Annotated in this window: 10 protein-coding genes; 1 reads left to right on the forward strand and 9 read right to left on the reverse strand. The window is 40.6% G+C overall.

Annotated elements, in window-relative coordinates:
- Positions 1 to 4 precede the first annotated feature (4 nt).
- The 9 genes from ureA to N518_RS0107775 all read right to left on the reverse strand — a co-directional run bounded on the left by ureA (position 5) and on the right by N518_RS0107775 (position 10,019).
- Entirely contained in the window at positions 5 to 307 is a 303-nt protein-coding gene (gene ureA / locus N518_RS0107735; RefSeq protein ID WP_005019651.1) for an urease subunit gamma, read from the reverse strand.
- 86 nt (positions 308 to 393) lie between these two features.
- Positions 394 to 1,266: an urease accessory protein UreD gene (locus N518_RS0107740; RefSeq protein WP_005026629.1), complete on the reverse strand. Its 873-nt coding sequence runs from the start codon at positions 1,264 to 1,266 to the stop codon at positions 394 to 396.
- Between the two features lie 231 nt (positions 1,267 to 1,497).
- On the reverse strand, positions 1,498 to 2,925 hold the full coding sequence (locus N518_RS0107745) for an amino acid permease (RefSeq protein ID WP_016801283.1): 1,428 nt from the start codon (positions 2,923 to 2,925) through the stop codon (positions 1,498 to 1,500).
- A 764-nt stretch (positions 2,926 to 3,689) separates the two neighbouring features.
- Positions 3,690 to 5,096, reverse strand: coding sequence for an aldehyde dehydrogenase family protein (locus tag N518_RS0107750; RefSeq protein WP_005026633.1), 1,407 nt, complete (start codon positions 5,094 to 5,096; stop codon positions 3,690 to 3,692).
- A 345-nt stretch (positions 5,097 to 5,441) separates the two neighbouring features.
- Positions 5,442 to 6,377: a p-hydroxyphenylacetate 3-hydroxylase reductase component gene (locus N518_RS0107755; protein ID WP_005026635.1), complete on the reverse strand. Its 936-nt coding sequence runs from the start codon at positions 6,375 to 6,377 to the stop codon at positions 5,442 to 5,444.
- 140 nt (positions 6,378 to 6,517) lie between these two features.
- Positions 6,518 to 7,966 (reverse strand): NAD-dependent succinate-semialdehyde dehydrogenase, encoded by a 1,449-nt coding sequence (locus N518_RS0107760; RefSeq protein ID WP_026444112.1) that lies wholly within the window; start codon positions 7,964 to 7,966, stop codon positions 6,518 to 6,520.
- Between the two features lie 334 nt (positions 7,967 to 8,300).
- Positions 8,301 to 9,173 carry an MBL fold metallo-hydrolase gene (locus tag N518_RS0107765; protein ID WP_026444113.1) on the reverse strand — a complete coding sequence of 291 codons (873 nt, stop codon included), beginning with the start codon at positions 9,171 to 9,173 and terminating at the stop codon, positions 8,301 to 8,303.
- A 13-nt stretch (positions 9,174 to 9,186) separates the two neighbouring features.
- Entirely contained in the window at positions 9,187 to 9,600 is a 414-nt protein-coding gene (locus N518_RS0107770) for a DUF6691 family protein (RefSeq protein WP_005019643.1), read from the reverse strand.
- Positions 9,597 to 10,019, reverse strand: a complete 423-nt coding sequence (locus N518_RS0107775; protein WP_005026639.1) for a YeeE/YedE family protein — start codon at positions 10,017 to 10,019, stop codon at positions 9,597 to 9,599. Before N518_RS0107775 ends, N518_RS0107770 begins: the two co-directional genes overlap by 4 nt.
- Positions 10,020 to 10,308: 289 nt before the next feature.
- Between N518_RS0107775 and dsbD the strand changes: the two genes are divergently transcribed.
- Positions 10,309 to 12,183, forward strand: a complete 1,875-nt coding sequence (gene dsbD / locus N518_RS0107780) for a protein-disulfide reductase DsbD (protein WP_005026641.1) — start codon at positions 10,309 to 10,311, stop codon at positions 12,181 to 12,183.
- Positions 12,184 to 12,263: the final 80 nt, after the last annotated feature.

Genomic DNA, 12,263 nt, shown 5'->3' on the forward strand with positions numbered 1-12,263 from the left:
TCTCCTAGACAATCGGTTGATGGACAGTCACAAGCTTGGAGCCATCTGGAAACGTTGCCTCTACCTGCACTTCCGCGATCATTTCCGGTATACCTTCCATGACATCTGCGCGTGTAAGCAAGGTAGTGCCATAGTGCATCAGGTCACTTACCGTCATACCGTCACGTGCACCTTCAAGTAATGCTGCTGAAATAAAAGCAATTGCTTCAGGATAGTTCAGCTTTACCCCCCGTGCCTTACGACGTTCTGCTACCAAGCCAGCAGTAAAAATCAATAATTTGTCTTTTTCAGTAGGGTTGAGTTCCATATCTCTTTCCTAAAATTCTTCACAAATGTCATGCAATATATATGCAAGTTTTTTTAGAATGCGCAGGCTTGAAGATTATTTAACTGTCAGGTTTTCCAGATTCGTGGAAACTCTTCATTCAGGTCAAACCAGTAAAGTCGCAGCCGGGCACGGATTGCCGCAAAGGCATCATGGCACTGACGGACATCATCCCCCAGATAACGGGCACAAATCACATCATTGAGCAGAGTTAAAGTTACTGGTGTATCCATACGCATCATCAGCTCACGGATCAGATCAAGGTGTTGATCCAGATAAAAGCTGGTTCTAAATTTTTCAGGTGCTATAGCCCAGAAACTTCCCATAGCTGCACGATTATTCATTCCCAGACACGAGCTAAGCCAGCGGTCATTCCCCTTAAAGTTCAGGCTATCTGCGACCAGTAACTGCTCATTTCTTAACAGTTTAAAGCGGTTCTGAAACAGGCCTTCAGTAAACCGTTCATCTCGCGCCTGGCGCCCAATCACCAGCATATCCCAGCCAATAAAGCTGGCATTGTTCTTTAGTTGAACTGTGGTTTCAGTGTGTGCCCATGCTCCATTGAACAGCATGGTTTCTTGAGGAACCCATTCAAAAATTGCATTATTTTCAACCTGAATCTGAATATGCTGGAAAGCCTGTTTCGCATTGGTCTTGTACCATTTTCCGGCACCAGGAGTAGTAACCAAGGCATGTGCTTCTTCATCCACATGAATCTTGAAAGTCAGATGATCGCCCCCGGCAATTCCTGCAGGCGGATGCACAATAATGACATGACACACTCCAGTTTTTTCTGGCCATAACATTTTTTGCACCCTAATTGGTCCAAAATGCCAACGATGCTGTAAAATAGTGCGGTCCTGTGCTGCTTTAAAACCCAATTCCAGACGTGCAAACCAGCGAGCAGATTCATCGGGCTTATCTTCATTCAAAAACTGCATTTTCTTAAAACTTTTAATAAGATCATCTGGAAAAATGCAAAAACTGCACCAAAATGTGCTGAAGAGATAATTTTTATATTAAGCAATGAGAGAAATGAGCAGATTATAAGCTAGTAAAACAGTATTTAAATTAAAATGTATGATTAAAAAATCATCAGGTTATAGCATCTATAACAGTAGCTATAACCTGAAAAATTTAAAAAAGATTTAAGGCATGGATGAATTGATATACTAGAAATAACTTCGTTTAAGTGGACGCTGGGCTGCCAGTTTTCTCCGGTAAGCTTTAAACTGCAGTGTAATCCCAATAAAAATAACGATTAATGCCGCTCCACCTGTAGAAATAACCAGAACACGATATTGCTCTATAAAAGTCATGGCAATTAAAGATGCAACAATAAAAGCAATCACCAGATAGCTTAACCACGGAAAAAACCACATTTTGAGTTTGATTTCCTGACCTTCGCGTTCCATTTTCCGGCGTAGTCTGAGCTGAGAAATAGCAATCACCAGATAAACCAGCATCGCGATCATACCCGTGGTGTTCATGAGTATATCCAGAATTTCTCTGGGTTTAAGTGCATCAAAAAAATTCATCAGTGCAATAGCAAATGCCACTACACAAGAGGCCAATACAGCAAATACTGGTGTACCATTTTTACGGGTTTTTTGAAACAGGGTGGGTGCATCTCCTCGCTTTGAAAGCGAATACAACATGCGTGATGCGGTATAGTGACCTGAAACAAAACAGCTGCTGACCGATGTCAGTACTACGAAGTTCATGATCCACTTGGTTGCAGGAATACCTAATATTTCAAAAGTACGGCGGTATGCTCCATAACCTGTCTGGCTAAGCAAAGGATCATTCCATGGAACAATACAGACAATCAAGAAGATTGAGCCAATATAAAACAGGCAGATCCGCCAGACTACAGATTTAATAGCGCGCTTGGTTTGTTCTACCGGATTTTTAGATTCTGACGCGGCAATCGTTACAATTTCTGCGCCTAAAAATGAAAACATGACCCCCAGTAAAGCAACAATGACCGGCCCCAAACCATTGGGCATAAAGCCGCCATGAGTGCTAAGATTGCTTAAGCCGCTGACGCCACCCACTGGCCATAACCGGGAAATTGCCAATATACCCAAAACAATGAACAGGACAATTGCAATCACTTTAATTAGAGCAAACCAGAACTCTACCTCACCATATTTACTCACCCGCATAAAATTGATGGCAGTCAGAGTAATCGTCATCATCAGGGTAAATACATTTACACTGAGTAAGGGAAACCATTCATGCAGGATTAATCCTGCCACATAAGCTTCCCACGCCATCAGCAGCACCCAGAACCACCAGTACAGCCAACCGATCGTAAAGCCCGCCCAGCGCCCGATGGCACGTTCTGCATAAGTCGAAAAAGAACCGGTATCGGGTGAGGTGGCCGCCATTTCACCCAGCATGCGCATAATAAATACCACCAGAGCTCCACCGGCACAGTAAGCCAGTATTACTGCCGGACCAGCTGCTGCGATAATGCTACCTGAGCCAACAAATAAAGCAGCGCCAATAACACCGGCAATTGACATCATGGTGAGGTGTCTGGTTTTTAATGAATCACTTAACTGATTCGAAGATTCTTTTTTATTTATCTGCATCTTGTATTCATTCCATGAATTTTTTAATGGTTGCAAATAGATAGCGACTTAAAAAATTTCAAGATTCAGCAAACTGTACATTAGTCCTGAAATAAAAATGCCATATCTACACCTTACGAAATTGTTTTGCTTGAATTGAAGAGTCCAGAGTTTATAGCCAGCAATTAAAATGAATAATGATCTTGATCAATCAGATTTATTTATACACATTAGCTTTAGAGTTTAAGGAAACTATAGTCAGGTTAGAGACTTACTTTAAAAATCAGAGGTATTTAGCTCGTGTCACTTAAACTATAGCCGCCACCACACTAAAAATACTCGATATTGCCAAACAGCATTCAATCTTTGCTTCTGACTTTATTTTTTAGATTCATTATTTAATATTCTCTGCAAGTACAAGTTTTTACTCATGTACATGGTACGTTCGCCACCACTTGTTTTAATACATCTGGCCCTATCGACCTAAACAATATGGCGTGTTTATCCAGAGCCTGCGAGTACCATTTTTTAAAATTTGTCAGGAGCCAATTTATATTTCTGATCATCAAGTTAAGGTACCGATTTAATATATGAAAACCAGGCTTAATATTTTTTATATTTTAAAATTTATTGCTTTGATTTTTAGAATTAAACATAACTATAGGCATGAATAATTGAAGAATAGAATTACTTATATTCTTTGAATATAACCTGACCTTGCACGTTTAAAACAGACTGTTAAATGCCTCTTATCTCATTTATCAGCTAAGAGGCACCTTAACATTTTAGCGACTGATATGGATTGCCTGTTTCTTGGTAAATAAAAGTAGGCCATCCAATCCAAATGAATAACCCAAGCCGGAAAGTTTCCAACCACCAAATGGTGCAGCAGGTGACAGGTCAGCATGACTGTTAATCCACACCGTACCGCATTCTAGCTGATTGGCAATCTCTTGAGCTTTTTCAATATTTTGGCTCCAGACTGAACCGCCGAGCCCGAAAGAGCTTTGATTGGCGCGCTGGATCACATCATCTATCTCACTAAACTTTATAATAGGTAAAACCGGACCAAATTGCTCTTCATCTACCAGTGCCACACCTTCTCTTAGGTTTGCAATCAAAGTCGGTGCAATATAATAGCCGTTTTCTGGCAGTACTGGTGCCTGAGTAAGCAGTTCTCCACCCTGAGCAATCGCATCCTCAATAAGCGCCTTAACTTTATTAAACTGCATACGGTTTTGTACCGGACCAAAAGTTGTGTTTTCTTCTTGTCCATTACCCACAACCTGCCGTTCAGCTATTTCTACCAGTTTATGTATTAAGTCCTCATAAATATTTTCATGCACATATAAGCGCTTTAATGCGGCACAAGTCTGGCCAGCATTTAAAAACGCCGAGCCAAAAATTTTCTCGGCCGTGCTATCTACGTCAATATCGTCTAGTACGATTCCTACATCATTACCACCCAATTCCAGTACTACACCTTTAAGTGTATTAACCGAATGGCTCAAAATACTCTGCCCGGTACGTGTCGAACCGGTAAATGTAACTTTGGCGATATCAGGATGCTCACTGAGAACCTGCCCGACTTTACCTGTGCCAAGTACTACGCTACACACGCCTTTTGGTACATGACGGTTAATAATTTCTACCAGTTTGACTGTACTTAAAGGAGTATATTCTGAGGGTTTATTGACAATACAGTTTTTAGTTTTTAAGGCCGGAAACAGATGCCAGACTGCAATCATAAACGGCCAGTTCCATGGTGTAATCGATGCGACCACACCAAGTGGGCGGTTATAAACCTGAATAGTTTTACCACCAGGTTCCTGAATAGTTTCAACTGGTATTTCAAGACTGGCGATGTATTCAATCCAGCTAGCACCTGCTTCTACCTCAAACTCTGCCAAGCCTAATGGCTTTCCCTGCTCCAAGGTAATTAACCGGGCAATTTCTTTTTTTTCCTGACGGATATCATTCGCAATTTTACTAAAACTGTTATTAATTTCCTTATCAGAAATATTTTTCCATTGCTTGAAAGCTTCAGTAGCAGCCTGAACTGCCTGATTGACCTGCTCTGGGGTTGCACTGGCTATTTCCGTGATTACTTCTTCATTAGCTGGATTCAGCACTTTAAAAGTTTCTGCTGATCCTTGAATATTCTCACCGTTAATAATGACATGAGTATTCATACTACCATCCTGGTTAGTGTTATAAAAATTACTAAATTGAGCAATTTAAGAATTGATAAAAATTTTCCAGATTTCAAAATAAATCACTTTTGCTTTAATATCCTTATTTTAGGATTTAAATTAATTCATCTTATTATTTAAATACCTTTTATTTAAGCGTTGGACCTATTACATTATGCATAAATTTATTATAAATAATGTAATTAAATTTTAAAATAAATTATTAAATTTTAATAAGGTCAGTATGCTTAGGCTATTATAAAGACGTGAAGATCTTACCTAAACTGTTCATAATTCAGATAAGACAAAATAACAGAACAAGTTAAATATAAAATTAAAAACTTTTTAAAGTTCAATCAGGTCTTTAAGCATTTCTTTAAAGAGTTCGCGTTGCTCTTCTGTATATTTTGAAAATACTTCCTGTTGATGACTTTCAGAAATCCGGTAGAGCATATTGGCCACACTCTTTCCGTGTTCCGTAAGTACATAAGTAGTCTCGGTTTCAATAAGCAAACCTTTTTGGGCTAAAATCTCGGCTGCCTGTTCAACCTCGGCAATCGGCATAGCGACTTCATGCTGCAGTGCACTTTTACTACTGGCAGTTTTACTGTCCAATACAAGTAATAAACGTGCTTCACTGGTCCGAAAACCTGTAGCCTGCTGTTTGGGTTGATAGTCGCTTTCATAGGCTCGCACTGCCTGAGTTAGCAAGTAGTACATGTTATGATATAAACGGCCAGGAAAACTATCTTCTCTGGACTCAACAGGCGTATTCAAACTCGGATGAGGCAGTACCGCAGAATAAACACCTTGATGATAAAGTAAAGGAGAACGGCCATAGTCATGAAACTTAACCACTTTACCCAGAATGATCCAGTGATCACCCCCTTCAACAATATCAAATTTTTCACACTCCAGCACAGCGGAACAGTTTTTTAATAAAGGTGCTTTACCGGCACCCATGTCAAAATCGACTCCAGCAAAACGGTCCTCTGCACGGCGGGCAAAATTATTGGAAAATTCAATTTGAGCCGCAGATAAAATATTGACCGCGAAATGACTGGCTTGTGAAAAGATCCGGTAACTTGAAGAGTTTTTATCGATACTCCATAGAATCAATGCTGGGTCAAGTGAGACAGAGTTAAAACTGTTAGCTGTTACGCCAACTTTTTCACCTTGACTATTCTGAGCAGTCATTACAGTGACACCGGTTGCAAAATTACCCAGTGCCCGGCGAAAGGCTTTAGTATCAATAACAGGGGCTGTGTTAATTGTGTTCATAACGTTCAGTCTAATTTCTCCCTGTTATTGTAACGTTAAATAGTTTCCTGGACAGGCCTTATACTCATGATTTCATCATGAAATATCAGGCTATCATAAAACTATACGATTACATTCTCAAAGAAATTGCCAGAAACTGACTAGATACCCATGCACAAGTATTTAAGTTCCTGGTAGTCTTCGATCCCATATTTAGAACCTTCACGGCCACAACCCGACTCCTTTATTCCACCAAAAGGTGCAACTTCAGTAGAAATTAAACCTTCATTTATACCGACCATACCGTATTCAAGAGCTTCGCTTACACGCCAGGCCCGACTTAGATTTTGCGTATAAATATAAGAAGCTAAGCCAAATTCAGTATCATTCGCCATACGGATAGCTTCTGCTTCTTCGGTAAATCTAAAAACTGGTGCTAGTGGTCCAAAGGTTTCATCTTGTGCGACTTGCATATCTGGGGTTACATCAGTTAAGACGGTTGGCTCAAAAAATGTCTGACCTAATTGATGCCGCTGCCCACCATAAATGACTTTAGCTCCTTTGGAGGTTGCATCATCAATATGTTGCTGAACTTTTTCAACTGCCTTTTCATTAATCAGCGGGCCTTGTTCTGCACCCGGTTCAAAAGCAGGAGCAACTTTGAGTTTTGCTACAGCAGCGGCAAGCTTTTCAACAAAAGTATCATAAATACTGTTTTGAACCAGAATACGGTTGGTACATACACAGGTCTGGCCACTATTACGGAATTTTGATGCTATCGCTCCCTCAACTGCTTTATCCAGATCTGCATCCTCAAAGACAATAAATGGTGCATTACCACCTAATTCCATACTGATTTTTTTCATGGTTGAAGAGCATTGCTGCATCAGTAATTTACCAATGGCGGTCGAACCGGTAAAAGATACCTTACGCACCAGAGGATGCTGAGTCAGGATTCCACCTATTTCACGGGCACTGCCAGTCACTACATTGATTACACCTTTTGGAATTCCGGCTTCTTCAGCCAGAGCGACCAGAGCTAGTGCAGAAAGTGGAGTTTCAGAAGCTGGTTTAATCACGACAGTACAGCCTGCCGCCAATGCCGGACCAACTTTACGGGTAATCATGGCATTGGGGAAATTCCAAGGTGTAATTGCAGCTACTACGCCAACTGGCTGACGAATCACAAGCAGGCGACGTCCCTGCTTATCATGGGGAATCACATCACCGTAAGTGCGTTTAGCCTCTTCAGCAAACCATTCGATAAAACTTGCGCCATACAGAATTTCCCCCCGACTTTCGGTCATTGGTTTACCCTGTTCCGTGCTTAGAATTATTGCGAGATCTTCCTGATGTTCAATCATCAGCTGGTACCATTTTTTTAGCAGGATTGAACGTTCTTTTGCAGTGGTCTGTTTCCAGCTTTGTAGTGCCTGATCAGCTGCTTGTACTGCTTTTACTACCTGCTGTTCACTAACAGAAGGTACATGAGCAATGGTTTCACCAGTAGCCGGGTTTATTACGGCAAAACTTTTATTCTGCTCTGCTTCTAGCCATTGACCATCAATAAATACCTGTTGTTTAAATAAACCAGAATTTTTTAATTGCACTAATACACTCCCTGATAAACGCTTAAACCTTTTAATGGCTTGGTTTCTCTTCAATGTTTAAATATGGTTGTTTTAACAATTATTTCATAATTTTTTTTAGAAATATTTTTTTTAGACTAACTAAGACAAATTTTGTACCAAACCTCAATCGAGTCACTATGTGTTTCTTATAAAAGATATTTTTAGAATTTTAAGGCTAATATAAAACATGAAATGTAATAAAAAAATTTTTAATGCTGCCTGGCCAGAACCAGAATTTTCAGATGAGTTTAAGTTCTGGCATTACTACTCTTTACGAGTTTCTTCCTGTTATAGGTAGAGCTCTTGAGCAAAATTAATTAAAGAAGTTAAGAGGGATTTTCAGATAACGTACCCCATTTGCCTCCGGTTCTGGTAATTGTCCTCCATCCATATTGATCTGAATCGCTGGCAAGATTAGTTTAGGCATAGATAATTTGGCATCGCGCTGGGTGCGCATAGTTACAAAATCCTGTTTGCGGGTATTTTCCTGAATATGGACATTGCCATGTTTCTGCGCACCAATGGTCGTTTCATGTACAAACTCATCCCGGCCTTCTGGCTTGTAGTCATGACACAAGAATACCCGGGTATGATCAGGTAATTGATATAAAGCCTGTACCGAATCAAACAGCTGTTCAGCACTGCCGTTTGGAAAGTCGCAACGTGCTGTACCGTAGTCTGGCATGAATAAGGTATCTCCTACGAAAACAGCATCACCGATGACATAACTCAGGCAGGCAGGTGTATGCCCTGGCGTCGGAATATTGTAGGCTTCAAGTTCGCCAATTTTGAACTTTTCACCATCTTCAAACAGATAATCAAAAGGATGATGAACCTTAAAATATTCAGGCTCAAAATTATAAATTTTGCTAAAAGTCTCCTGCACTACAGAGATTTTTCTGCTCATGGCAATTTTGCCACCTGCACTACTTTGAATATATGGCGCAGCTGTCATGTGATCAGCATGCACATGTGTTTCAAGGATCCATTCAACCGTTAAGCCCTGCTGTTTAATATAAAGCAGAATTTCATCAGCCTGCTGGTAATGCATGGAAGCTGAAGCTGCATCATAATTCATCACACTGTCAATGACAGCACAGTGCTTTGTGACAGGATCAGTAACTACATAACTGAAAGTATTGGTATCATTATCAAAAAATGCCTTAACCAGAGGTTTTATTGTCATGATATTCGCTCTCCTATCCAAACCATTTGCGATGAACAAATACACCGGCCAGCATCGCTAAAATAAAATAGAGTGATTCATAATGGCCAAGACCGATCAGGGTCAGTCCTGGTGCAGGACAAATTCCAGCTATACCCCAGCCCATACCAAAAATCAGCGCACCCATGATGAGTTTAGAATCAATTTTTTGATTGGTGGGTAGTTCTATTGTTTCATGGAATACAGTTTTAGGCTCGGCAGAACGTAGCGCTTTCTGAAACGGAATAATGGCTACTAAAATGGCACCTATCATCACAAAAGCCAGACTTGGGTCCCATGTACCAGTGATATCCAGAAAATCCAGTACTTTTTCAGGATTAGCCATTCCTGAAATACTCAGCCCAAGCGCAAAAATACTACCAAATATAAAGGCCAAAATATTTTTCATGACTGTATTCTCAGAACGTGCCGAAGCAGATAAACCGTGATAAAACCTGCGAGCATGAAGCTTAATGTAGCAACCATTGAGCGTCTGGAAAGCCTGCTAATACCACAGATACCATGACCACTAGTACAGCCAGAACCTAGACGGGTACCAAAGCCCACTAATAACCCGGCGATAATCATCATCCAGGGCGAAGCATTCAATTCAATCTCTGGTACTACAAATAAGCTATATAGAAAAGGCGTTAATATAAGGCCCAGCAAAAACCAGAGAGCCGGTGTTTTCCATAAAGTAGCGGGATCAAGTACCTGTGCAATCAGCCCACTGATACCAGCGATCCGGCCATTGACCCACAGGTAGCCGATCACCGAACAGCCAAGTAATGCTCCACCAAGTAGGGCAAGCCAATAGTCCTGAATCATAGATTCACCAAATAACAATATATATTTTTATATAATATAAATATATATTTTAATCAATTATTAAATCTTAATAATTTCCTATATATTTGTTATATCTATTTTTTTAATAAAACTTGGAATAAATAGAAATTTATAATGAGTTTATTCGTTTTTTATGACTAGTTTGCTTGAAAATGAATAACAAAACTGTTCATAGCGTCTTGTTTTTAAGACAGGCATAATACAATTAAATATTTAGCCTCCCCTATGAATAGAAGTGCACGTTAGAAAAATTTTACTCTCCTGTTTTGTGAGCATAGTCAGTACTAGCGCTTTGGCAAATGCTAGTTTTCTGCCTGCCGCACAGGCCTTCCAGCTCAAGGCTGAATCAGTTTCACAAAAAGAAGCCCTGCTACAATGGAATATTGCACCACATTATTATTTGTATCATAACCAGTTCAAGGTTATGGTTGGCCAGCAGCCATTAAACATTGAACTGCCTAAAGGTACAAAGAAAAATGATCCAACCTTTGGAATTACAGAGGTTCATTATCATCAGGTTGCAGCTAAAATTCAGGTGAAGCCAAAGACCAGTTATCAGATCAGCTGGCAGGGCTGCTCGGCAGACGGGCTGTGTTATCCGGTACAACGCACTACCTTGACCACTGATCAGGATGGACTTTTTCCGCAGTTACAGTCTCAAAAAAACGGCTTGCTACAGCTTGGTAATACTCAGGCTTCATTTACAGGTAGCGAACCGGCACAACAAAATCCGACGCTTGTTAGCCGTGAGGATATTGATTCATCTTCTGATGCAGGGCAGTCCTCAACTTATAAAGCTCAACAGCTAGAAGTTATAAATACCAATACAGATCAATCTATTAGTTCTAAAAATACTTCAGATAGCTCTTTTTTCTGGTCAAATCAATGGAATAATGATCAGGTATTTTTAAATCTTTTCTCGCAGGATTCCTGGCTACTTAATCTGTTGATCTTTTTTATTTTTGGAATACTTCTGGCTTTCCTGCCCTGTTCTTTACCTTTAATTCCGATTCTGTCAGGCATTATCGTGCAGCGTAAAAAAGGTTACCGGGCTATTCCTATCGCTACAGCATTCGTTGTCAGTATGGCATTGGTTTATGCATTAATGGGCATGCTGGTGGCTGGGGTTGGTTACAGTTTTCAGCGCTGGTTTCAAAGTCCACCGGTGATTATTGGCTTTGCACTGCTATTTGTAGTATTTGCATTCAATCTGCTTGGCCTGTTTCAGCTGTCTCTACCCCAAGGTATTTTGCAGCGTTTGGACCGTATCCAGAACCGGCAGACTGGCGGAACCATTTACGGCGCTGCTGTGATGGGGGTCCTTTCAGCCCTGATTGTTGGCCCATGCATGAGTGCGCCTTTAGCTGGTTCACTCTTATTTGTTTCACAGACACAAAGTCCATTATTGGGCGGTCTGTACCTGTTTATGCTCGGCCTGGGTATCGGTCTGCCATTATTTATTGCTGCAGTATTTGGTGCCCGCTTCCTGCCTAGACCCGGACTGTGGATGGAGCGTCTCAAATTCAGCTTTGGCTTTATTATGCTGATGATGGCAGTATATTTTATCCGGCCTCTACTCTCTCTGACATTATATTATTCTCTGTTTGCAGGTTTACTGTTGGCCCTCGCACTTTATCTGGGCTGGATCACCCGAAAGCAGAACAAGGGGCAAGCCAAGATTTTGACCTGCTTGTTGGCAGCGTTATTGATTGGCGTAAGTGGATGGAATATAAAAAATGCTCTGTCATCTTTAAATGCCGAACAACATGCCTCTGAACTTCATGCATGGCAGATAGTACGAAATGCTGAAGAATTAAATCAAGTACTGGCCAAAGCTCGTCAAATTCAGCGTCCTATCGTGATTGATGTGTATGCGGACTGGTGTGTTGCTTGCCAGCCTATCGAGCGCGATATTACGCCACGTGCAGATGTACAAGGAGCATTAAAATCATGGCAAAGAATCAAACTTGACCTGTCTCATTATCAGCCTTCTCAGGATGAGATTTTATCTGAACGGGAAATTCTGGGGCCTCCAACGGTTCTATTTTTACAGCCGGATGGGCAAGAAAAACGTGAGCTTCGGCTAACCGGTGCCTTTAATGCCGAGCAGCTCATTCGTCAGCTCAGGCATACAGAGAATTAATTTGAATCTTAAAACGGTAAAGTTATTTGCTTATTTATATACTAATTTACAAATAGTTTTTTACTGTTAAATACCCAAAC

The organism is Acinetobacter sp. UNC436CL71CviS28, assembly GCF_000620525.1.
GTDB classification, from domain to species: Bacteria; Pseudomonadota; Gammaproteobacteria; order Pseudomonadales; family Moraxellaceae; genus Acinetobacter; species Acinetobacter radioresistens.

Bases quoted from the DNA above. Each gene is read 5' to 3' on its own strand.
- ureA (WP_005019651.1), bottom strand. From the start codon at position 307: ATGGAACTCAACCCTACTGAAAAAGACAAATTATTGATTTTTACTGCT.
- N518_RS0107740 (WP_005026629.1), bottom strand. From the start codon at position 1,266: ATGCAGTTTTTGAATGAAGATAAGCCCGATGAATCTGCTCGCTGGTTT.
- N518_RS0107745 (WP_016801283.1), bottom strand. From the start codon at position 2,925: ATGCAGATAAATAAAAAAGAATCTTCGAATCAGTTAAGTGATTCATTA.
- N518_RS0107750 (WP_005026633.1), bottom strand. From the start codon at position 5,096: ATGAATACTCATGTCATTATTAACGGTGAGAATATTCAAGGATCAGCA.
- N518_RS0107755 (WP_005026635.1), bottom strand. From the start codon at position 6,377: ATGAACACAATTAACACAGCCCCTGTTATTGATACTAAAGCCTTTCGC.
- N518_RS0107765 (WP_026444113.1), bottom strand. From the start codon at position 9,173: ATGACAATAAAACCTCTGGTTAAGGCATTTTTTGATAATGATACCAAT.
- N518_RS0107770 (WP_005019643.1), bottom strand. From the start codon at position 9,600: ATGAAAAATATTTTGGCCTTTATATTTGGTAGTATTTTTGCGCTTGGG.
- N518_RS0107775 (WP_005026639.1), bottom strand. From the start codon at position 10,019: ATGATTCAGGACTATTGGCTTGCCCTACTTGGTGGAGCATTACTTGGC.